This is a genomic window from Streptomyces sp. NPDC058052, from assembly GCF_042885515.1.
Lineage (GTDB): Bacteria > Actinomycetota > Actinomycetes > Streptomycetales > Streptomycetaceae > Streptomyces.
This window is the reverse complement of sequence record NZ_JBHVRX010000024.1, coordinates 42,684-64,402: the sequence shown is the minus strand read 5'-3', so window position 1 is coordinate 64,402 and position 21,719 is coordinate 42,684. Positions and strand designations below refer to the sequence as shown.

The following is a 21,719-nucleotide window of genomic DNA, read 5'->3' as shown; positions in this document are numbered from 1 at the left end:
CTCAACAGGAAGCGGACCACACACGACCGAGGTCGATGTGGGAGCGCGTGACCAGCTGCTGCGGATGCATGGCCTCAGTGGAACAGGCATCCGTTCCCCAGTCAACCAGTAGGAGACGTACGCCTCACCCGGGGCCCGCCCCCGGCCTCACCCGGAGCCCGCCCCGGCCTCACCAGAGCCCGCCCCCCGGCCTCAAGAGGAGCCCGCCCCCGGTCCTCCGTCGGAGCCCGCCCCCGGCCCCCGCCCGCGGCCGGCCCCAACGGCTCACATCCCGGACGGACTTGACAGCCGGTCGCCGTCGCCCCGTAGCCTCACAGGGCGGACACCGGGCTGAGGGGCCCGGCCCGCGTCCGGCAACGCCGTGCGTGTGAAGGCGCACTCCCGTGTTCGACCCGCCTCTGGCAGTCACGGAGCCTTCGCATGTCTTCCGTACCCCTCGACACTCTCGAAGCCCCCGGCCTCCCCGGCCCCCGCCCGGCCGCCGGGCCGGCGAAGACCGGCCCGGCCGCGCCGGTCGTCGTCCCCGCCCGCAGGACCGGCCAGTGGACCGCCGCGGCCGCCGTCCTCGTCCTGCTCGGCCTCGGCCTCGTCTCCGTCGTCCGCAACGACGCCTTCCAGTGGGACGTCGTCGCCCACTACTTCACCTCGGCGTCCGTCCTGCGCGGCCTCGGACTCACCCTGTGGCTGACCGCCGCCGTCATGGTCCTCGGCTTCGCCCTCGGCACCCTGCTCGCCGTCCTCCGGCTCTCCGCCAACCCGGTGCTGCGCGCGGTCTCCTGGGGATACGTGTGGTTCTTCCGCTCCACGCCGATCCTCGTCCAGCTGCTCTTCTGGTTCAACATCGGAATGCTCTACCCCCGGATCCTCGGCGTCTCCACCGTCGACCTCCTCGGCCCCGTCGCCGTCGCCGTCCTCGGCCTCACCCTCCACGAGGCCGCCTACGCCGCCGAAGTGGTGCGCGGCGGCGTCCTCTCCGTCGACCGCGGCCAGATCGAGGCCGCCCAGGCGCTCGGCCTCGGCGGCCGCCGGCGCTTCACCCGGATCGTGCTCCCGCAGGCCATGCGCGCCATCGTCCCGCCCGCCGGGAACATGCTCATCGGCACCCTCAAGGGCACCTCGATCGTCTCCGTCATCGCCGTGCAGGACCTGCTCTACTCCACCCAGCTCGTCTACCACCGCACCTACGAGGTCATCCCGCTCCTCCTCGTCGCCACCCTCTGGTACGTCGCCGTCACCTCCGTCCTCGGCATCGGCCAGCACTACGTGGAGAAGCGGTACGCGCGCGGCACCGGAGCCGGCCGGTGAGCCCCGCCTCGCTGGTGATCGTCGGCGCCGGACCGCGCGGCACCGGCTTCCTGGAGCGGCTCGCCGCCGCCCTGCCCGAGCTGTACGGCGACCGGCCGATCGACGTCCACCTGGTCGACCCGTACCCGCCCGGCCCCGGCCGGATCTGGCGCACCGCCCAGTCCCCGCTGCTCTGGATGAACTCGATGGCCGAGGACGTCACCGTCTTCACCGACGACACCGTCCCCCTCGAAGGGCCGGTCCGTCCCGGACCCACGCTCGCCGAATGGTCCGGAAGCGACGGCCGCCGCTTCACCCCCCGCCCCGAACAGGGCGCCTATCTGCGCTGGGCCTACGAGCGGGCCCGCGACGCGCTGCCCGCCACCGCCACCCTCCACGAACACCGCACCACCGCCCTGCGGGTCGACGGCCCGCGCGAGGGCCGGCAGCGGGTCTGGCTCGCCGACCGCGCCGAGCCGCTCCTCGCCGACCTCGTCGTCCTCACCCTCGGCCACCTCGACGCCGAACCCGACGCCGACCAGCGCGAACTGGCCGGCTTCGCCGCCCGCCACGGCCTCGTCCACGTGCCGCCCGGCCACACCGCCGACCTCGACCTGTCCGCCCTCCCGGCCGGCGACCCCGTCCTCGTCCGGGGCTTCGGCCTCGCCTTCGTCGACCTGATGGTGCTCCTCACCGAGGGCCGCGGCGGCCACTACGAAGGCCCCGAGGACGCACCCGTCTACGTGCCCTCAGGGAAGGAGCCCGTGCTGTACGTCGGCTCCCGCCGGGGCGTCCCGTACCACTCCAAGCTCGGCTACGTCCTCGACGGCGAACGGCCCCCGCTGCCCCGCTTCTTCGGCCCCGACCAGGTCACCGCCCTGCTCGGCCGCGACGGGCCGCTCGACTTCCGGCGCGACGTGTGGCCGCACGTCTCCCGGGAGCTCGGCTGGGCCCACTACCACCGCCTCTTCGCCGCCCACCCCGAGCGCACCACCGGCACCTGGGAGACCTTCGCCGCCGCCTGGGCCGGCGCCGGGCCGGACGACCCCGCCCTCGGCACACTGGTCGCCGCCGCCGTCCCCGACCCGGCCGACCGCTTCGACCCCGAGGCCCTCGACCACCCCCTCGAAGGGCTCCGCGTCCCGGACGCCGAGGCCCTCCAGGACGAGCTGCGCGCCTACGTCACCGCCGACCTGAGGCGCCGGCACGACCCCGCCCACAGCCCCGACGCCGCCGTCTTCGCGGCCGTCCTCTCCGTCTACGGCCAGCTCGTGCGGCTCGGCGACCGGATCGACACCGACGGCTGGTGGCACGGCTTCTTCAGCTACCTCGCCTCCGGCCCGCCCGGGCCCCGGCTGCGCCGGCTGCTCGCCCTCTCCGAGGCCGGCACCGTCCGCTTCCTCGGCCCCCGCCTCACCGTGGAGTCCGACGAACGGCGCGGCGTCTTCCGCGCCTCCTCGCCCGCCGTCCCCGGCGCGGTCACCGAGGCCCGCGCCCTCGTCGAGGCCCGGCTCCCCGGCCCCACCGTCACCGGCACCGCCAGCCCGCTGCTGCGCGGCCTGTACGAGGACGGGGCCCGGGCCACCGCCGGCGGACTGCTCGCCGTCGACCCCGCCGACGGACGGATCGCCCAGCGGGACGGCCGCCCGCACCCGCGCCGGATCGCCCTCGGCCCGCACACCACCGCCCGGGCGGGCGGCGGCTTCACCCGGCCCCGGACCGGCGGGATCTCCTTCGCGCAGAACGACGCCGCCGCCCGCGCCGCGCTCGCCTTCCTGCGGGACGGCGGCTGTCGGCCGGCCACGCCCGCCCCGGTCGGCTGAACCCGCCCGTCCGCGCCCCGCCCCCGTACCCGCCCCGCAGCCCAGGACCGAGGAACCCCCATGGCCATCACCAGTGACCCGCCGGTCGAGCCACCGGCCGAGAAGACCGTGCACCGGCCGCCCGGCGACGACGGCACCGCCCTCACCGTCGTGCCCGTCCGCCACCCCTGGCGCTGGGTCGCCGTCGCCGCCACCGCCGTCGTGCTCGTCCAGTTCGGCCACGGCCTCGTCACCAACCCCGGCTGGGAATGGGACGTCTTCGCCCGGTACTTCACCGCCGACGCGATCCTCCGCGCCGTCTGGGTCACGCTCCAGCTGACCCTCCACGGCACCGTCCTCGGCTTCGCCCTCGGCGTCGTGCTCGCCTTCATGCGCCTCTCCGCCAGCCCCTTCCTGCGGACCGTCGCCTTCGGCTACATCTGGGCCTTCCGCTCCATCCCGCTCATCGTCCAGCTCCTCTTCTGGTTCAACCTCGCCTACCTGTACGAGGAGCTGAGCCTCGGCATCCCGTTCGGGCCCGGGTTCGTCTCCTTCGACACCGTGGGCCTGGTCGGCGCCATGAGCGCCGCCGTCCTCGGCCTCGCGCTCCACCAGGCCGCCTACGCGGCCGAGATCGTCCGCGGCGGGGTCCTGGCCGTCGACGCCGGACAGCTGGAGGCCGCCGCCGCGCTCGGCATCCCGCGCCTGCGCCAGCTGCGCCGGATCGTGCTGCCGCAGGCCATGCGGTCGATCCTGCCCAACGCCGCCAACGAGATCGTCTCCCTCTTCAAGGGCACCTCGATCGTCTCCGTCATGGCCATCGGCGAGCTCTTCTACCAGGTCCAGGTCGTCTACGGCCGCACCGGCCGGGTCGTGCCCCTGCTGATGGTCGCCACCGTCTGGTACGTGCTGCTGACCACCGCGCTCTCCGTCGTCCAGCACTACGTCGAACGCCACTACGCGAAGGGGAGCACCCGATGAGCGCCCTCACCACCCCGCCCGCCACCACCGTCCCCAAGGTCGAACTCCGCGGCGTCCGCAAGAGCTTCGGCACCACCGAGGTCCTGCGCGGCATCGACCTCGACGTCGCGCCCGGCGAGGTCGCCGTCGTCCTCGGCCCCTCCGGCTCGGGCAAGTCCACGCTGCTGCGCACCATCAACCACCTGGAGAAGGTCGACGGCGGCTCGGTCAGCGTCGACGGCGCCCTCGTCGGCTACCGCCGCTCCGGGAACAAGCTGTACGAGCTGCGCGAGCGCGAGATCCTGCGGCAGCGCACCCGGATCGGCTTCGTCTTCCAGAACTTCCACCTCTTCCCGCACCTCACCGTCCTGGAGAACGTCACCGAGGCGCCCGTCTCCGCCCTCGGCCGCCCGCGCCGGGCCGCCGAGGACGCGGCCCGGAGGCTGCTCGCCCGGGTCGGGCTCGCCGACAAGGCGGACGCCTACCCCCGGCAGCTCTCCGGCGGGCAGCAGCAGCGGGTCGCCATCGCCCGCGCGCTCGCCCTCGAACCGGGGCTGCTGCTCTTCGACGAACCGACCTCCGCGCTCGATCCCGAGCTGGTCGGGGAGGTCCTCGACGTCATCCGGGACCTCGCCGCCGCCGGCACCACCATGATCGTCGTCACCCACGAGATCGGCTTCGCCCGCGAGGTCGCCGACACCGTCGTCTTCATGGACGAGGGCCGGATCGTCGAGCGGGGCACGCCCGCCGAGGTGCTCGACAACCCCGCGCACGAGCGCACCCGCGCCTTCCTCTCCAAGGTCCTCTGACCGATCCCCCTCCAGGGATTCCGGCCGCCCCCTCCACGAGACAGGAGTTCTGTCATGCGTACCCGCCGTACCCTCCTCGCCGCCGTCGCGCTCACCGCCCTCGGGGCCCTCACCGCCTGCGGCACGGGCGACCCCGCCACCGAGATCAAGCCGGAGGGGAAGCAGGGACAGGGCGTGAACCTCGGCCCGGACCAGAAGCGGATCCGTACCGAGAAGGCGGACGCCGTCGCCGCCAAGGTGCCCGAGGCCGTCCGCAAGAGAGGCACCCTCGTCATCGGGGTGAGCGCCGGCGGCTATCCGCCGCTCAACTTCTACGCCACCGACGACAAGACCCTCATCGGCGTCGAGACGGACCTCGCCACCCTGGTCGCCGACACCCTCGGCCTGGAGCCCGACTTCCAGGCGGTCTCCTGGGAGAACCTCTTCGTCGGCCTCGACAGCGGCAAGTTCGACGCCGCCTTCTCCAACGTCACCGTGACCGAGGAGCGCAAGGACAAGTACGACTTCGCCACCTACCGCCTCGACGACCTCGCCTTCGAGGCGAAGAAGGGCTCCGGCTGGGCGGTGAAGGGCCCCGCCGACGTGGCGGGGAGGACGATCGCGGTCGGCTCCGGCACCAACCAGGAGAAGATCCTCGTCGACTGGTCGAAGGAGAACGAGAAGGCCGGCCGCGAGGGCGTCGACATCAAGTACTTCCAGAACCCCACCGACTACTACCTCGCCCTCCAGTCCGGCCGCATCGACGGCTACCTGGGCCCCAACCCGGCCGTCGCCTACCACGTGACCGTCGCCGGACAGACCGAGGTGGTGGGGAAGTTCTCCGGGGCGGGCGCCGGACTCCAGGGCAAGATCGCCGCCACCACGAAGAAGGACAGCGGCCTCGTCGAGGCGTACGCCGCCGCGCTCGACCACGTCATCGGGAACGGCAGCTACGCGAAGGTCCTGGAGCGCTGGGGCCTGTCCACCGAGGCCGTCACGGAGTCCGAGATCAACCCGCCCGGCCTGCCCCGGACCGCGCACTGACCACCCGTCGCACCACGACACCACCACCGCATCGAGGACCCCGTATGACCGGAGTACGACCGCTCCACCTGGCCGCCGAACTCGCCCCCGCCCCCGTCCCCGCGCCCGCCGGGCCGCGTACCGTCGCGGAGACGGCGGCGCTCGCCCGTCTCGCCGAGGACGCCGGGCTCGACTTCCTCACCCACGACGACTCCTTCGCCCGGCCCGGCCTCGACGCGCTCGCCGTGCTCGCCCGCGTCGCGCCCGGGACCCGCTCCGTCGGCCTGGTGCCGACCGTGACCACCACCCACACCGAGCCCTTCCACGTCCAGGCCGCGGTCGCCACCCTCGACTGGGTGAGCCGCGGCCGGGCCGGCTGGCGGGTCGCCGTCTCGCCGGGCGCGGACGAGGCCCGGCTCTTCGGCCGCCGCGCCGCCCCGGCCACCGCCGAGCTGTGGCAGGAGGCGAGCGAGGCCGCCGAGGTGGCCCGCCGGCTCTGGGACAGCTGGGAGGACGACGCCGAGATACGCGACGTGGCCACCGGCCGTTTCATCGACCGCCGCAAGCTGCACCACGTCGGCTTCGAGGGCGCCACCTTCTCCGTCAAGGGCCCCTCGATCGTGCCCCGGCCGCCGCAGGGCAACCCGGTCGTCGTGGTCGACGCCACCCGCCCGGCGGCCCGGGAGACCGCCGCCCGCCACGCCGACGTGGCGCTGATCAGGGCCTCCTCGCCGGAGGAGGCGGCCGCGCTCCGCGCCGAACTGCACCGGGCCGCCCGGGCGCACGGCCGTGACCCGGGGCTGCTGCGGGTGCTGCTGACCCTCACCGCCGACCTCGGCTCCCACCCGGGCGGGCCCGCCGCGCTGGCCGGGCTCGTCGCCGACTGGCACGGCGGCGGCGCCGTCGACGGCCTGCACTTCGTCCCCGCCGACCCCGGGCGCGACCTGCCCCGGTTCGCCGCGGGGGTCGCCGGCCCGCTGCGGGACCGGGGCCTGTTCCGCACCGCCTACGAGGGCACCACCCTCCGCGACCACCTCGGGCTGCCGCGACCCGCCAGCCAGTACGCCCCGAAGGGAGCCGACGCGTGACCGAGTCCCGGCCGGCCAGGAAGCAGATCCACCTCGCCGCGCACTTCCCCGGCGTCAACTCCACCACCGTGTGGGCCGATCCGCGCTCCGGCTCGCAGATCGACTTCTCCTCCTTCGAGCACCTCGCGCGGACCGCCGAGCGCGGGCTCTTCGACTTCTTCTTCCTCGCCGAGGGGCTGCGGCTGCGCGAGCACGCCGGGCGCATCCACGACCTCGACGTCGTCGGCAGGCCCGAGTCGATCACCGTCCTGAACGCGCTCGCCGCCGTCACCGACCGGCTCGGCCTCGCCGCCACGGTCAGCGCCACCTTCAACGAGCCGTACGAGCTGGCCCGCCGGCTCGCCTCCCTCGACCACCTCAGCGGCGGCCGGGCCGCCTGGAACGTGGTCACCTCCTCGGACGCCTTCACCGGCGAGAACTTCCGGCGCGGCGGCTACCTGGACCGGGCCGACCGGTACACCCGGGCCGCCGAGTTCGTCGCCACCGCGCGCGAGCTGTGGGACTCCTGGCCCGAGGGCGGCGAGCGGCGCCGCTTCGCGCACGACGGCCCGCACTTCCGGATCGAGGGCGAGGTCACGGTGGAGCGGCCCCCGCAGGGGCATCCGGTCGTCATCCAGGCCGGGGACTCCGACGAGGGGCGGGAGTTCGCCGCCTCCGCCGCCGACGTGATCTTCTCCCGGCACTCCACCCTGGAGGCCGGCCGGGCCTTCCACGCCGACGTCAAGCGGCGGCTCGCCCGGTACGGGCGGCGGCCCGGGGACCTGAAGATCATGCCGGGCGTCACCTACGTCCTCGGCGACACCGAGGCCGAGGCCAGGGAGAAGGCCGCGCTGATCAGCCGGCAGCAGATCTCCCCGCAGAACGCCCTGCTCGCCCTGGAGCAGGTCTGGGGCCGGGACCTGTCCGCCCACGACCCGGACGGGCCGCTGCCGGAGGTCGACCCGGACCCGGAGTCGTCGCTGGTCCAGGGCAGGGTGCGGGTCGCCGACCCGCTCGCCGTGGCGGCCCGCTGGCGGGCGCTGTCCGAGGCCAAGGGGCTGTCGATCCGGGAGACGGTCATCGAGGTCACGGGCCGGCACTCCTTCGTCGGCACCCCGGCGTCGGTCGCCGCCGCCCTGGAGGAGCACGTGGCGACGGACGCCGCCGACGGCTTCATCCTGGTCCCGCACCTGACCCCGGGCGGCCTGGACGACTTCGTCGACCAGGTGGTGCCGCTGCTCCAGGAGCGCGGCGTCTTCCGTACGGAGTACACGGGCACGACGCTCCGGTCGCACCTCGGGCTTCCGGCGCCGGTGTGGAAGGGTGGAACACCATGAGCGACACCACGAGCAGCACCGAGACCACCGACGCCGCCGGGGAGTGGCAGCACTGGCACGAGCAGCGCGAGGCGGCGGTGGCCTCCTCGTACGGCCCGCTCTCCCTCACCGGCACCCACTGGCTCGCGGACCATCCCGGCGGCCGGCTGCCGGGCCTGCCGGGGGAGTGGCGGGAGGACGGCGACGAGGTGGCCCTGACGGCGGACGCCGGGGACGGGATCACCGTCGACGGCAAGCCCTTCGCCGGGACCGTCCGGCTCGGCGCCGACCACGCGCCCATCCACGAGTCCCGGGTCGAGTCGGCGGGGCGCCGGATCGTGGTGCTGCGCCGCGAAGGGCTGTGGGCGGTGCGGGACTTCGACCCCGGCTCGGCGGCGCGGCGGGCCTTCCGGTCCATCGAGGCCACGCCGTACGACCCGCGCTGGGTGGTGCCGGGGGTCTACCGGCCGTACGAGGAGGAGCGCAGCGTCCGGGTGGAGAACGCGGACGGCAAGGAGCGCGGGCTCGGTCTCTCCGGCGAGCTGGTCTTCGAGATCGACGGGCGGGTGCACGCGCTCCAGGTGGCGGTGGAGGCGGACGGCACGCTGTGGGCGGTCTTCGCGGACGCCACCAGCGGCGGCTCCACCTTCCGCTTCCGTTTCCTGCGGCCGGCGGCGCCGGCGGAGGACGGATCGGTGACGGTGGACCTCAACCGGGCGCTGCTGCCGCCGTGCGCCTTCGTGGACCACTTCATCTGCCCCTTCCCGCCGCCCGGGAACACGCTGGACCTCGCGGTGGAGGCGGGGGAGCGGCGGGTGCAGACGGCCTGACGGCCTGACCGTCTGACTTCCTGGCCTCCTGGCCGGAGTCTTCGCGACGCGGGAGGCGGGTGCCCCCGGCCGGTGCGGCCGGGGGCACCCGCGCGTGCGGCGGTTCCGTGCGGCGGTTCCGTGCGGCGGTCTTGTGCCCGGGGCGCGGAGGCGGCACCATCACGTCCGGTGGATGTCAGGAACACGTCACTCGACATCGCCTCACGGGCCTCTCACCCCCCGGGCCCCCCTCCGCTGTCCCAGAAGGATGTGAGGAGCACTGTGAGGATCAAGCGCACCCGTCTGCTCGCCGTCGCCGCCGGACTCGCGGCCGTCACCGCCCTCGGCCTCCCCGGAGCCCAGGCCGCCCCCGCCCCCGGCCCGGCCGCGGCCGCCCAGCTGTCCCGCGCCGAGTCCGCGGTCGACGCCGCGGGGGTCGGCGGCATCGCCTGGTACGTGGACAAGGCCGCCGGGCGGGTCGTCGTCACCGCCGACTCGACCGTCTCCGAGGCGGGGCTCGCGAGGATCCGCGCGGCGGCCGGAGCCGACGCCGGCGCCCTGCGCGTCCAGCGCGACGCCGGGGTCTTCAAGCCCCTGCTCGGCGCGGGCGACGCCATCTACGGCAGCGGCTACCGCTGTTCGCTCGGCTTCAACGTGCGCAGCGGCAGCACGTACTACTTCCTCACCGCCGGCCACTGCGGCAACGTGGTGAAGACCTGGTACGCCAACTCGGCCCAGTCCACCCTGATCGGCGCCACCGTCGGTTCCAGCTTCCCGGGCAACGACTACGCCCTGGTCCGCTACGACAACACCTCGCTGGCCCACACCGGCGGCTTCACCGCGGCCGACGCCTACGTCGGCGAGTCGGTCAAGCGGTCCGGCTCCACCACCGGCACCCGCAGCGGCACCGTCACCGGCCTGAACGCCACCGTCCGCTACTCCGGCGGCGGCACGGTGCGGGGCATGATCCAGACGAACGTCTGCGCCGAGCCCGGCGACTCCGGCGGCGCGCTGTACGACGGCACCAAGGCGCTCGGCCTCACGTCCGGCGGCAGCGGCAACTGCTCCACCGGCGGCACCACCTTCTACCAGCCGGTGCCGGAAGCCCTGTCCAAGTACGGGGTCGACCTCTACTGACCCGCGCGGTGCGCCCCCGGCCGGAGCGGCCGGGGGCGCCCCTTCCCAAGATCTTGTGAATCCGTTCACAAAAGGACTTCCGGCCCCGTCCCAAGGGTCTTTCCGCGTCCCTTTCCGCAGGTCATCGGGTGTCGAATGGAGGAGACGGAGAAACAAGGGACCGGTGAAGGAGGCCCGTCATGGAGGCCAAGGAGATGGTGGAAGGACTCGTCGGCCGGGCGCTCGGGGCGCTCGCGGAGTTCGAGACCCTCGACCAGGAGCAGGTCGACCGCGTCGTCAGGAAGGCGTCGCTCGCCGCGCTGGCCGCCCACGGCGAACTGGCCCGCCTCGCCGTCGAGGAGACCGGCCGCGGCCTCTTCGAGGACAAGGCCGTCAAGAACCTCTTCGCCTGCGAACACGTCACGCACTCCATGGCCGGCCTGAAGACCGCCGGCGTCATCTCCCGCGACGAGCTGAACGGCATCACCGAGATCGCCGAACCCGTCGGCGTCGTCTGCGCGATGACCCCGGTCACCAACCCCACGTCGACCACCGTCTTCAAGGCGCTGATCGCCCTCAAGACCCGCAACCCGATCGTCTTCGCCTTCCACCCCTCCGCCCAGAAGTGCTCGGCCGAGGCCGCCCGGATCGTCCGCGACGCCGCCGTCGCCGCCGGCGCGCCCGCCCACTGCGTCCAGTGGATCGAGGAACCCTCCATGGAGGCCACCGGCCTCCTCATGCGCCACGACGGCGTCTCCACCATCCTCGCCACCGGCGGCAACGCGATGGTCGAGGCCGCCTACTCCTGCGGCAAGCCCGCCCTCGGCGTCGGCGCCGGCAACGTCCCCGCCTACGTGACGAAGGACGCCAGGCTCCGGCGGGCGATCCACGACATCGTGCTCTCCAAGGCGTTCGACCACGGCATGATCTGCGCCTCCGAACAGGCCGTCGTCCTCGACGCCGAGGTGTACGAGGAGGGCATCGCCGAGTTCGAGCGGCTCGGCGCCCACGTCGTCACCGCCGCCGAGAAGACCAAGCTGGAGGAGTACCTCTTCGGCGCCACCGCCTACGGCACCGACTGCGGCGGGGCCAGGCTCAACGCGGCCGTCGTCGGCAGGTCCCCGGTGTGGATCGCCGAACAGGCCGGCTTCGAGGTCCCCGAGGGCACGTCGATCCTGCTCGCCGAGTGCGCCGAGGTCGGCGAGAACGAGCCGCTCACCCGCGAGAAGCTCTCCCCGGTCCTCGCCGCCCTGCGCGCCGACAGCACCGAACACGGCCTCGCCCTCTCCGCCGCCATGGTCGCGTTCCACGGCCTCGGGCACAGCGCCGCGATCCACACCGAGGACGAGGCGCTCGCCGAGGAGTTCGGCCGGCGGGTCAAGGCGGTCCGCGTCATCGTCAACGCCCCCTCCACCTTCGGCGGCATCGGCGACGTCTACAACGCCTTCCTCCCCTCGCTCACCCTCGGCTGCGGCTCGTACGGGCACAACTCGGTCTCGGACAACGTCACCGCCGTGAACCTGATCAACGTCAAGCGGATCGGACGGCGCGACACCAGCATGCAGTGGTACAAGATCCCGCCGAAGATCTACTTCGAGCGCAACGCGATCCGCTACCTCGGCGAGATGGAGGACGTCCACCGGGTCACGATCGTCACCGACCGGACCATGGGCGAGATCGGCTTCGTCCGGAAGATCACCGACATCCTGAACGGCCGCCCCGAGCCGGTCGCGATCCAGGTCGTCGACGACGTCGAGCCCAACCCCGAGCTCGCCACCGTCCGGGCCGGCGCCGCCGCCATGAGGGACTTCCGGCCGGACACGATCGTCGCGCTCGGCGGCGGCTCCCCGATGGACGCGGCGAAGATCATGTGGCTCATGTACGAGCGGCCCGAGGTCGAGTTCGCGGACACCAAGGAGAAGTTCTTCGACATCCGCAAGCGCGCCTACAGGTTCCCGAAGCTCGGCGAGAAGGCGAAGCTGGTCGCGATCCCGACCACCTCCGGCACCGGCAGCGAGGTCACCCCCTTCGCCGTCATCTCCGACCCGGAGGCCGCCCAGAAGTACCCGCTCGCCGACTACGCCCTCACCCCGGACGTCGCCATCGTCGACCCGGTGCTCCCGCTGCACCTCCCGCCGACGGTCACCGCCGACTCCGGCTTCGACGCCCTGACCCACGCGACCGAGGCGTACGTCTCGGCCTACGCCAGCGACTTCACCGACGGGCAGTGCCTCCAGGCGATCAAGCTGATCTTCGAGAACCTGGAGACCTGCGTGAAGGAGGGCGCGAAGGCGCCCGAGGCCCGCGAGAAGATGCACAACGCGTCCACCATCGCCGGCATGGCCTTCGCCAACGCCTTCCTCGGCCTCGTCCACGCCATGGCCCACACCCTCGGCAACACCTTCCACGTCGCCCACGGACGCGCCAACGCGCTGCTCCTGCCGCACGTGATCCGGCACAACGGCACCGTCACCCACAAGGCCGTCCCGTGGCCCAAGGCCGAGGTCTACCGGGCGCCCGAGCGCTACCAGGAGATCGCGCGGACGCTCGGCCTGCCGGCCGCGACCCCCGAGGAGGGCGTGGAGTCCTGGGCCCGGGCGGTCGAGGAGCTGCGCGAGCGGTGCGGCATCCCGGCGGGCTTCCGTGCGGAGGGCGTCGACGAGGCGGCCTTCATGGAGGCCCTGCCGCGGCAGGCGATGAACGCCTACGCCGACCAGTGCGCCCCGGCCAACCCGCGGATGCCGATGATCGACGAGATGAAGGAGCTGATGGTCCGGGCGTACTACGGCGCGTAGCCCCGGACGCGCGAGGAGGCCCCCGCGGCGGCGGGGGCCTCCTCGCGCGTCCGGCCGGGGTCAGGCGCGGGGCTCGCCCACCTCCGCCGCGATCGGGTCGCCCTCCGGCTTCCGCTTCAGCGAGGACATCACCAGCGTGACCACGGCGCCGACCACCGCCCAGGCGGAGAGCACCAGCATCGAGGCGGTCATGTCGTTGCCCTTGAAGTACGCGATCGAGCGCGCCGCCCAGGTGCCGGCGCCCGGTGGCAGGGCGGGGCCGATCGCCTTCCAGAACGGCGGCAGCATCGGCGCGGGGAAGGCGCCGCCGGCGCTCGGGTTGCCGAGGACCACCACGAGCAGGATCGCCAGGCCGATGCCGACGATCCCGAAGACCGACTGGAGCGCGAGGGTGGCCGCGCCGACCGCGAAGACGACCAGGGTGCCGAGCCCCCACAGGGCGGCGACGGAGCCGGGCAGGGCGCCCAGGATCGGGCCGACGATGATCGCGCCGCCGAGGCCGCCGAGGACCGAGTAGAGCGCGAGGACGCCGAGCCGGATGACCGCCCGCTCGCGGTTGGCCGGCCGGGAGCCGGCGCTGATGGCGAGGATCGCCGCGCAGATGTAGCCGCCGACGCACCAGCCGACGACCAGGTAGAAGGCGGAGAGCCCGTCGAAGTCCTGCGGCGAGGCGGGGGCCACGTCGACCGTCCGCACCTCCCGCTGCTGGGCCGCCTCCACCTGGATGAAGATCTTCTCCAGGGCGGAGGAGAGCACGGTGCCGCCGCCGGAGGCGACGAGCAGGGTGTCGGTGCGGCCCGCCGGGTTCACGATCAGGGCCCCGTCGATCTCCCGGTTCATGATCTTGTCCCGGGCCTCGTCCGCGTCGGCGACCGTGCGCGGGTCGAGCGGGTCTCCGGGCAGTTCCTCCAGCTCGCCGACGAGGGCGGTGGCCACCCGCTCGGGCGCGACCACGCCGAAGGGCACGTCCGACGGCTTCGGGTTGTGCAGGGCCCCGACGTACGAGGTGATGAAGAGGAGCTGGAGGGCGAAGACCCCGACGACGAGCAGGGCGGCTCGGGGGGTGACGGCGCTTTTCAGTTCGTCGACGAGACTCATGCCCCCCAGGTTCCGGGGGAGGGGGTGTTTCCGCAGGTGGGGTGGGGCCGAACGGCTGACGGCGATCGGCCGCGTCTCGCTTATCGTACGCACGTTCGAAATGAGCTAGGGTGGTCCGTGGGGGTGGGAACATCTGTACGAATACCGGTGCGGGAAGCACCGCCGGAGCAGGAACGCGGGAGGTGCGCCATGACGGGCTTCACCCATCTGCGCACCGCCTCGGGACACTCCCTGCGCTACGGCGCCTCCCACCCCGGGACCCTCGCCGCGCGCGCCGCCGAGCGGGGCATGGACGCCCTCGCCCTGACCGACCGCGACAGCCTCGGCGGCGCGATCCGCTTCGCCAAGGCGTGCGAGGAGCACGGCATCCGCCCCCTCTTCGGCGTGGACCTCGCCCACGAACCCCTGACCGCCCCGGCCGGTGAGCCGGGCGACGGGCTCACCTCCGCCCGCCGGGTGCCCGTGCGCGGCGGCGCCTTCGTCGACGAGTCCGCGCCCCGGGCCGTCTTCCTCGCCCGCTCCCGGACCGGCTGGGCCTCGCTCTGCGCCCTCGTCACCGCCGCCCACGCCCGGACGGGCGAGGCCCGGCCCGTCCTGCCCGCCTCCGCCGGCCCCGGCGAGGACCTCTTCGTCCTGCTCGGTCCCGACTCCGACGTCGGCCGCGCCCTCGCCGCCGGCCGCCCCGACCGCGCCGCCCGGCTGCTCGCCCCCTGGCGCGACCGGTACGGCGACGCGCTCCGCCTCGCCGCCGTCGACCACGGCCGCTCCGGCACCGGCCCCGGCTCCCTGCGGCTCGCCGCCCGCACCGTCGGCTTCGCCGCCGAACAGGGCGTCACGCCCGTCCTCACCCACGCCGTCCGCTACGCCGACCCCGGCCAGGGCCCCGTCGCCGACGTCCTCGACGCCGCCCGCCGGCTCGTCCCCGTCGACCCCCGCAAGGGCCTCGACAGCGGCGAGGCGTGGCTCAAGGACACCGCCGCGATGACGGCCGTCGCCGAGCGGATCGTCGAGGCCGCCGGCTTCCGCCCCGACGCCGCCCGCCGGCTGCTCGACCGGACCGCCGAGACCGCCGCCGCCTGCCTGGTCGACCCCGAGGACGACCTCGGCATCGGCTCCGCCCACTTCCCCGAGCCGCACCTCGTCGGCGCCGCGCACCGCACCGCCCAGCGCGTCCTCGCCTCCCGGGCCGCCGCCGGCATGGTCCTCAGGGGGTACGAGAGGCGGGGCGCCTACTGGGACCGGATGCACCGCGAGCTCGACATCATCGCCCACCACGGCTTCGCCACCTACTTCCTGACGGTCGCCCAGGTCGTCGACGACGTCCGCTCCCTGGGCATCCGGGTGGCCGCCCGCGGCTCCGGTGCCGGCTCCCTCGTCAACCACCTCCTCGGCATCGCCCACGCCGACCCCGTCGAGCACGGCCTGCTCATGGAGCGCTTCCTCTCCAAGCGCCGCACCGCCCTGCCCGACATCGACGTCGACGTCGAGTCCGCCCGCCGCCTGGAGGTGTACCGGGCGATCATCGGCCGCTTCGGCGCCGAAAGGGTCGCCACCGTCTCCATGCCCGAGACCTACCGGGTCCGGCACGCCGTCCGGGACGTCGGCGCCGCCCTCTCCCTGGACCCGGCCGAGACCGACCGGATCGCCAAGGCGTTCCCGCACATCCGCGCCCGGGACGCCCTCGCCGCCCTCGACGAACTCCCCGAACTGCGCGAACTCGCGGGCGAACGCGCCCGGTTCGGCCGCCTCTGGGAGCTGGTCGAAGCCCTCGACGCGCTCCCGCGCGGCATCGCCATGCACCCCTGCGGAGTGCTCCTCTCGGACGCCTCGCTGCTCACCCGCACCCCCGTGGTCCCCACCAGCGGCGAGGGCTTCCCGATGTCCCAGTTCGACAAGGAGGACGTGGAGGACCTCGGACTGCTCAAGCTCGACGTGCTCGGGGTGCGCATGCAGTCCGCGATGGCCCACGCCGTCGCCGAGGTCGAACGCGCGACCGGCACCCGTCCGGACATCGACGCCGTCCCGGCCGGCGACCCCGACACGTACGCCCTGATCCGCTCCACCGAGACCCTCGGCTGCTTCCAGATCGAGTCCCCGGGCCAGCGCGATCTGGTCGGCCGGCTCCAGCCCGCGACCTTCCACGACCTCGTCGTGGACATCTCGCTCTTCCGCCCCGGACCGGTCGCCGCCGACATGGTCCGCCCCTTCATCGAGGCCCGGCACGGCCGCGCCCCGGTCCGCTATCCCCACCCCGACCTGGAGGAACCCCTGCGCGAGACGTACGGCGTGGTCGTCTTCCACGAGCAGATCATCGAGATCGTCCGGATCATGACCGGCTGCGACCGGGCCGAGGCCGACCAGGTGCGGCGCGGGCTCTCGCACCCCGAGTCGCAGGGCCGGATCAAGGCGTGGTTCGCCGGACGGGCGCGGCGCCGGGGGTACGCGGACGAGGTCGTCGCCCGCACCTGGGAGATCGTCGAGGCGTTCGGCTCGTACGGCTTCTGCAAGGCGCACGCGGTGGCCTTCGCCGTGCCCACCTACCAGTCGGCCTGGCTCAAGGCCCACCACCCGGCCGCCTTCTACGCCGGACTGCTCACCCACGACCCCGGCATGTACCCCAAGCGGCTGCTGCTCGCCGACGCCCGGAGGCGCGGGGTGCCGGTGCTGCCGCTGGACGTGAACCGGTCGGCGGTCGCCCACCGTATCGAACTGGTGTCCGATGAGCCTCCGGTGTGGGGGCTCCGGCTCGGCCTCACCGACGTCCACGGCATCAGCGAGGCCGAGTCCGCCCGCATCGAGACCGGACAGCCCTACGCCTCCCTGCTCGACTTCTGGGAGCGGGCCCGCCCCGGCAGGCCCGTCGCCGAACGCCTCGCCCAGGTCGGCGCCCTCGACGCCTTCGGCGCCAACCGCCGCGACCTCCTCCTGCACCTCACCGAACTCCACCGCACCCAGCGCGGCGCCGCCTCCTACGGCGGCCAACTGCCGCTCGCCCAGGGCCGGAAGACCGCGCCCATCGGCCTGCCGGACCTCGACGAGTCGGAGCGCCTCAGCGCCGAACTCGGCGTCCTCGGCATGGACGCCTCCCGCCACCTCATGGGCGACCACCACGCCTTCCTCGCCGAACTCGGCGTCGTCTCCGCCGAGCGGCTGCGCTCCACCCCCCACGGCCGGACCGTCCTCGTCGCGGGTGCCAAGGCCGCCACCCAGACCCCGCCGATCCGCTCCGGGAAACGCGTCATCTTCACCACCCTCGACGACGGCACCGGCCTCGTCGACCTCGCCTTCTTCGACGACGCCCACGAACAGTGCGCCCACACCGTCTTCCACTCCTGGCTGCTCCTGGTCAGGGGCGTGGTGCAGCGGCGCGGCCCGCGCAGCGTCAGCGTCGTCGGCGCCGCCGCCTGGAACCTCGCCGAACTGGCCGAACTGCGGGCCACCGGCGGGCTGGACGCGGTGGGGGAGCGGCTGTCCGAACAGCGGCTGTCCGCGCGGCGGCGGGAGGCCGGCCCTGCCGACGGCGGCCGCCGGATCCGCATGGAGACCGGCTACGAGATGAACCCCTGGGCCGACCTCCGGCCCGCCGGGGACGGCGCCGCCACCCCGGCGCGGAAGCTCTGGCACAGCAGCCCGGGGAGCGCCGGATGATCCTCTGCGTACGGTTCGGACCGGAGACGGGGGAGGCGTTCCTGCCCCGGCTCGTCGATCTGCTCGGCGCGTTCACCCCCGTCGTGGAGGCCGCCCCGCCCCACGAGGCGCTCGCCGACGTGCGCGGCGCGCTGCGCTACTTCGACCGCACCCCCGCCGGACTCGCCGCCGTGATCCGCATCAGGGCCCTCGCCCTGTACGGCGCCGACTGCGTCATCGGCGCCGGGCCCAACCCGATGCTCGCCCGCATGGCCGCCCGCGAGGCCCGGCCCGGCCTCACCCTGACCGTCGACGACCCGGCGGCCTTCCTGCGCGACCGCCCCGTCGTCGCGCTCGACGGCGTCGGCCGCGCCACCGCCCGCACCCTCTGCGGCTACGGGCTTGACTCCGCGGGCCGGGTCGCCGACGCCCCGCTCGCCGTGCTCCAGCGGCTCGTCGGCGCCAAGGCCGGCCGCGAGCTGTGGGAGCGGGCCCGCGGCATCGACCGCACCCCCGTCGTGCCGAACGCCGCCGCCCGGTCGCTCGCCGCCGAACGCTCCTTCCCGCACGACGAGACCGACCGTACGGAACAGCGCCGGGCGCTGCTCTCGCTCGCCACCGAACTCGGCGCCCGGCTGCGGACCGAGGCCCAGGTCTGCCGGTCCCTCGCGCTCACCGTCCGGTACGCCGACCGGAGCACCACGAGCCGGAGCCGTACCCTGCCCGAACCGACCGCCCACACCACCGCGCTCACCGCCCTCGGGTACGCGCTCCACGACTCCCTCGGCCTCCAGCGGGCCCGGGTGCGGGGCGTCGCGCTGCGCGCCGAGGGCCTGGGGCCGGCCGAACGGGCCGCGCACCAGCTCACCTTCGACCCGGCGGACGAGAAGGCCCGGCGGATCGAGGCGGTGGCCGACCTGGCCCGCGCGAAATTCGGGCCGAGGGCGATCCTCCCGGGCTCCCTGGCCGCCTGAACGGCCTTTCTCCGGGCGGACCCTGACGACACGCCAGTTTTTACCGCCGCGTAACTTCCCAGCCGGTAACACCCGTGCGTAACGTGGCCGGAGAGCATCCCCACTTGTGGTCCGGGCCGCAGGGCACAGCACCCCCACCATCCCCTTGAGCCGCAAGGAGATCGCCCGATGCTGCCCTGGAAACACCTCGCCAGAGCGCTGTCCGTCCTGCTCCTGACGGTCGCCGCCGTCCTCGCCCCCACCGCCACCGCCCAGGCCGCCCCGAGCCGGGGCTGGAACGACTGGTCCTGCAAGCCCTCCGCCGCCCACCCGCGCCCGGTCGTCCTCGTCCACGGAACCCTCGGGAACTCGGTCGACAACTGGCTGGTCCTCGCGCCCTACCTGGTGAACCGCGGCTACTGCGTCTACTCGCTCGACTACGGCCAGCTGCCGAACGTGCCCTTCTTCCACGGCCTCGGCCCCATCGAGAAGTCGGCCGGCCAGCTCGACGTCTTCGTCGACCGGGTCCTCGCCGCCACCGGCGCCCCCGAGGCCGACCTCGTCGGCCACTCGCAGGGCGGCATGATGCCCCGCTGGTACCTCAAGTTCCTCGGCGGGGCCGAGAAGGTGAACGCGCTCGTCGGGATCGCCCCCGACAACCACGGCACCACCCTGCTCGGCCTCACCAGGCTCCTGCCGTACTTCCCCGGCGCCGAGGACCTGATCAAGGCGACGACGCCGGGCCTCGCCGACCAGATCGCCGGCTCCGCCTTCCTCACGAAGCTCAACGAGGGCGGCGACACCGTGCCCGGCGTCCGCTACCACACCATCGCGACCCGGTACGACGAGGTCGTCACGCCGTACCGCTCGCAGTTCCTCTCCGGCCCGGACGTCACCAACGTCCTCATCCAGGACAAGTGCGCCCTCGACCTCTCCGAGCACGTGGCCATCGGCACGGTGGACCGGGTCGCCTTCCACGAGGTGGCCAACGCCCTCGACCCGGCCCGCGCCACCCCGACCACCTGCCTCTCGGTGATCGGGTAACACCGTCGGCTCCAAGGCCGTCGCTCTCGGATCCTGCCGGGCTCGCGGCGTGATCCGAAGGGAACGGCCTAGCCCCGGCGGGCCCGCCGCCGGGTCGCGCCGAACAGCACGGCCGCGCCGGCCGCCAGCACGGCGGCACCACCCAGCGCGAGGTACGGCGTGTTCGCGTCCCCGCCGGTCTCGGCGAGCTCCACGGCGTCGCCGGCGCCGCCGAGGGCGGGCGCGTGGGAGGCGGTGACGGCCGGCGTGGCCGCGGGGGCGGCCTCCGTCTCCTCCGCGGACGGCTCCGGGGCGGCCCCCGTCGCCTTCGCCGTCGCCTCCGCGGTCGGCTCGGGCGCCGCGTCCGTGGCCCCCGCCCCGGTCGAGGCGTCGTGGTCGCCGTGCCCGCCGTGCTCGACGGAGGACTCGTCCGTCCCGTCCTCGATCTGGTCGTCGGTCGGCGCGGAGGCGGACGGCGCCGCCCCGCCGCTGTCGGCGCCGAACACCACGTCCGAGCAGGTGTAGAACGCCTCCGGGGAGTCGGACCGCTGCCAGATCGAGTAGATCAGGTGGCGGCCCGACTTCTTCGGCACCGTCCCCTCGAAGACGTAGTCGCCGTTCTGCATCCCCGGGTCGGTCACCGTCACGAACGGCTTCGCCTCCAGGTCCGACCACTTCAGCGGCTTCGACGGGTCGTACCCGTCCTTCGTCACGTACAGCTCGAACGAACCCTTGTGCGGCGCCGTCCCCTTGTACCGGAAGGTGTGCTTCCCGGCCGCCAGCTTCGACGCCGGCCAGTCCGCCCGGACGAGGTCCAGACCCCGGTACTTGTCGTTGCCCGCGCTGCACAGCTTCCCGTCCGGGATCAGCTGCCGGTGCTGCCCGGCCGCGTTCGCGATGTTCACCGCGTTCCAGTCGTAGAACGCCTGCGTCCCGCTCGCCGCCACCGCCGCCTTGCACGCCGCGGACGACGGCGACTCGGGCCCTTCCGCGTAACAGGCCGCGACCCGGCTCACCGGATCGGTCATCGAACCGTGCGCGTGGGCCGGCGCACCGGCGAGCCCGGCGAGGGCGACCGCGGCCGAGGCGGTGAGAACGGCGGCCGTACGACGAGACGTCATGGGGGGACACTCCTGACACGAGGGTGGGGTGTGGGGGGTTGCCCCGCACGCTAGCCCCCGCGACCGCCGAAAAAGGCCCCGGAGAAGGGGAGATGGCGATTCTTAGGACCGCTTTAAGGTCCACGAAAGAACCGCCTCAGGAACGGCCCCGCCTCACCCCGCCGGCCGGTACCGCCGTTCCGGGCGGCCCGTGCCGCCGTAGCGGAGCGTGACCTCGGCGCGGCCGGTGGCGGCGAAGTGTTCGAGGTAGCGGCGGGTGCTGACGCGGGAGAGGGAGCCCGCCTCGGCGCATTCGGTGGCCGAGAGGCCGTCGGGGTGGGCGCGGAGGATGCCCTCGACCAGATCGGCGGTGTGCGGGGCCAGGCCCTTGGGGAGCTCGCGGGAGCCGGGGGGACGGGTGCCGAAGATCTGGTCCACGTCCTCCTGCCGGGCCTCGTCCAGGCCGTCGAGGCGGGTGCGCAGGGAGGCCACGTGGCGCAGCTGCTCGTGGAGCGCGGCCTGGTTGAAGGGCTTGATCAGGTAGTGCAGGGCGCCGGCCCGCAGCGCCGCCCGGACCATCCCCGCGTCCCGGGCCGCCGTGATGAAGAGCGCGTCCATCGCGAGACCGGCCCCGCGCAGCTCGCGCAGCACCCCGATGCCGTCCATGTCCGGCAGGAAGATGTCCAGGAGCACCAGGTCGGGGCGCAGCCGGTGGGCGGCGCGCAGCGCCTCCGCGCCGGTGTGCGCGACACCGACGACGGAGAAGCCCGGCACGGCCGACACGTAGCGGCTGTGCAGCTTGGCCACCATGAAGTCGTCGTCGACCACCAGCACCTTCGTCACGCCGGACACGGTAGGTCGCGACCACAAGGACCACAACGTCCGTTGGTTGCGGAAGAGCGACAGCTTCCTCACGCGCGGGCAACATGTGGCCCACTTCACTTCTCCCGGGCCCGTC

The 21,719-nt window shown here is 73.9% G+C and carries 16 protein-coding genes; 13 read left to right on the top strand and 3 right to left on the bottom strand.

Annotation, left to right across the window (positions count from 1 at the left end):
- Positions 1–420: 420 nt before the first annotated feature.
- The 10 genes from ACFVU3_RS28200 to adhE all read left to right on the top strand — a co-directional run bounded on the left by ACFVU3_RS28200 (position 421) and on the right by adhE (position 12,960).
- Complete coding sequence (locus ACFVU3_RS28200) at positions 421–1,305, top strand: amino acid ABC transporter permease (RefSeq protein ID WP_390070508.1); 885 nt, start codon at positions 421–423, stop codon at positions 1,303–1,305.
- On the top strand, positions 1,302–3,107 hold the full coding sequence (locus ACFVU3_RS28195) for an FAD/NAD(P)-binding protein (protein WP_390070506.1): 1,806 nt from the start codon (positions 1,302–1,304) through the stop codon (positions 3,105–3,107). Before ACFVU3_RS28200 ends, ACFVU3_RS28195 begins: the two co-directional genes overlap by 4 nt.
- Positions 3,108–3,167: 60 nt before the next feature.
- Complete coding sequence (locus ACFVU3_RS28190; protein WP_390070504.1) at positions 3,168–4,067, top strand: amino acid ABC transporter permease; 900 nt, start codon at positions 3,168–3,170, stop codon at positions 4,065–4,067.
- Positions 4,064–4,855 (top strand): amino acid ABC transporter ATP-binding protein, encoded by a 792-nt coding sequence (locus ACFVU3_RS28185; protein WP_390070502.1) that lies wholly within the window; start codon positions 4,064–4,066, stop codon positions 4,853–4,855. The genes ACFVU3_RS28190 and ACFVU3_RS28185 overlap by 4 nt, the downstream gene beginning before the upstream one ends.
- A 54-nt stretch (positions 4,856–4,909) precedes the next feature.
- Entirely contained in the window at positions 4,910–5,878 is a 969-nt protein-coding gene (locus ACFVU3_RS28180; RefSeq protein WP_390070500.1) for an ABC transporter substrate-binding protein, read from the top strand.
- Positions 5,879–5,922: 44 nt separating this feature from the next.
- Positions 5,923–6,945 (top strand): LLM class flavin-dependent oxidoreductase, encoded by a 1,023-nt coding sequence (locus ACFVU3_RS28175; protein WP_390070498.1) that lies wholly within the window; start codon positions 5,923–5,925, stop codon positions 6,943–6,945.
- On the top strand, positions 6,942–8,261 hold the full coding sequence (locus ACFVU3_RS28170; RefSeq protein ID WP_390070497.1) for an NtaA/DmoA family FMN-dependent monooxygenase: 1,320 nt from the start codon (positions 6,942–6,944) through the stop codon (positions 8,259–8,261). Before ACFVU3_RS28175 ends, ACFVU3_RS28170 begins: the two co-directional genes overlap by 4 nt.
- Entirely contained in the window at positions 8,258–9,070 is an 813-nt protein-coding gene (locus tag ACFVU3_RS28165) for a DUF1684 domain-containing protein (protein WP_390070495.1), read from the top strand. The genes ACFVU3_RS28170 and ACFVU3_RS28165 overlap by 4 nt, the downstream gene beginning before the upstream one ends.
- A 261-nt stretch (positions 9,071–9,331) precedes the next feature.
- A complete protein-coding gene (locus ACFVU3_RS28160) occupies positions 9,332–10,186 on the top strand; it encodes a S1 family peptidase (RefSeq protein WP_390070493.1) in 855 nt (284 codons plus the stop codon).
- A gap of 179 nt (positions 10,187–10,365) precedes the next feature.
- The gene (gene adhE, locus ACFVU3_RS28155) at positions 10,366–12,960 is read left to right on the top strand and encodes a bifunctional acetaldehyde-CoA/alcohol dehydrogenase (RefSeq protein WP_390070492.1); all 2,595 of its coding nucleotides are present in this window, start codon (positions 10,366–10,368) and stop codon (positions 12,958–12,960) included.
- A 60-nt stretch (positions 12,961–13,020) separates the two neighbouring features.
- Here adhE and ACFVU3_RS28150 read toward each other — a convergent pair whose 3' ends face one another.
- Positions 13,021–14,058: a DUF3533 domain-containing protein gene (locus tag ACFVU3_RS28150; RefSeq protein ID WP_390070490.1), complete on the bottom strand. Its 1,038-nt coding sequence runs from the start codon at positions 14,056–14,058 to the stop codon at positions 13,021–13,023.
- 189 nt (positions 14,059–14,247) lie between these two features.
- Here ACFVU3_RS28150 and ACFVU3_RS28145 point away from each other — a divergent pair, with 189 nt between their 5' ends.
- The 3 genes from ACFVU3_RS28145 (at position 14,248) to ACFVU3_RS28135 (ending at position 19,682) form a co-directional block, all read left to right on the top strand.
- Complete coding sequence (locus ACFVU3_RS28145; RefSeq protein ID WP_390070488.1) at positions 14,248–17,706, top strand: DNA polymerase III subunit alpha; 3,459 nt, start codon at positions 14,248–14,250, stop codon at positions 17,704–17,706.
- Positions 17,703–18,659 (top strand): hypothetical protein, encoded by a 957-nt coding sequence (locus ACFVU3_RS28140; RefSeq protein ID WP_390070487.1) that lies wholly within the window; start codon positions 17,703–17,705, stop codon positions 18,657–18,659. Before ACFVU3_RS28145 ends, ACFVU3_RS28140 begins: the two co-directional genes overlap by 4 nt.
- 168 nt (positions 18,660–18,827) lie before the next feature.
- The gene (locus tag ACFVU3_RS28135) at positions 18,828–19,682 is read left to right on the top strand and encodes an esterase/lipase family protein (RefSeq protein ID WP_390070486.1); all 855 of its coding nucleotides are present in this window, start codon (positions 18,828–18,830) and stop codon (positions 19,680–19,682) included.
- Positions 19,683–19,750: 68 nt separating this feature from the next.
- Here the strand turns inward: ACFVU3_RS28135 and ACFVU3_RS28130 are convergent, their stop codons facing one another.
- Positions 19,751–20,782, bottom strand: a complete 1,032-nt coding sequence (locus tag ACFVU3_RS28130; RefSeq protein ID WP_390070484.1) for a lytic polysaccharide monooxygenase — start codon at positions 20,780–20,782, stop codon at positions 19,751–19,753.
- 153 nt (positions 20,783–20,935) lie between these two features.
- Positions 20,936–21,604, bottom strand: coding sequence for a response regulator (locus ACFVU3_RS28125; protein WP_390070482.1), 669 nt, complete (start codon positions 21,602–21,604; stop codon positions 20,936–20,938).
- Positions 21,605–21,719: the final 115 nt, after the last annotated feature.

Bases quoted from the DNA above. Each gene is read 5' to 3' on its own strand.
- ACFVU3_RS28180 (WP_390070500.1), top strand. From the start codon at position 4,910: ATGCGTACCCGCCGTACCCTCCTCGCCGCCGTCGCGCTCACCGCCCTC.
- ACFVU3_RS28135 (WP_390070486.1), top strand. From the start codon at position 18,828: ATGCTGCCCTGGAAACACCTCGCCAGAGCGCTGTCCGTCCTGCTCCTG.
- ACFVU3_RS28190 (WP_390070504.1), top strand. From the start codon at position 3,168: ATGGCCATCACCAGTGACCCGCCGGTCGAGCCACCGGCCGAGAAGACC.
- adhE (WP_390070492.1), top strand. From the start codon at position 10,366: ATGGAGGCCAAGGAGATGGTGGAAGGACTCGTCGGCCGGGCGCTCGGG.
- ACFVU3_RS28185 (WP_390070502.1), top strand. From the start codon at position 4,064: ATGAGCGCCCTCACCACCCCGCCCGCCACCACCGTCCCCAAGGTCGAA.
- ACFVU3_RS28175 (WP_390070498.1), top strand. From the start codon at position 5,923: ATGACCGGAGTACGACCGCTCCACCTGGCCGCCGAACTCGCCCCCGCC.
- ACFVU3_RS28140 (WP_390070487.1), top strand. From the start codon at position 17,703: ATGATCCTCTGCGTACGGTTCGGACCGGAGACGGGGGAGGCGTTCCTG.
- ACFVU3_RS28150 (WP_390070490.1), bottom strand. From the start codon at position 14,058: ATGAGTCTCGTCGACGAACTGAAAAGCGCCGTCACCCCCCGAGCCGCC.
- ACFVU3_RS28130 (WP_390070484.1), bottom strand. From the start codon at position 20,782: ATGACGTCTCGTCGTACGGCCGCCGTTCTCACCGCCTCGGCCGCGGTC.
- ACFVU3_RS28145 (WP_390070488.1), top strand. From the start codon at position 14,248: ATGACGGGCTTCACCCATCTGCGCACCGCCTCGGGACACTCCCTGCGC.
- ACFVU3_RS28165 (WP_390070495.1), top strand. From the start codon at position 8,258: ATGAGCGACACCACGAGCAGCACCGAGACCACCGACGCCGCCGGGGAG.
- ACFVU3_RS28200 (WP_390070508.1), top strand. From the start codon at position 421: ATGTCTTCCGTACCCCTCGACACTCTCGAAGCCCCCGGCCTCCCCGGC.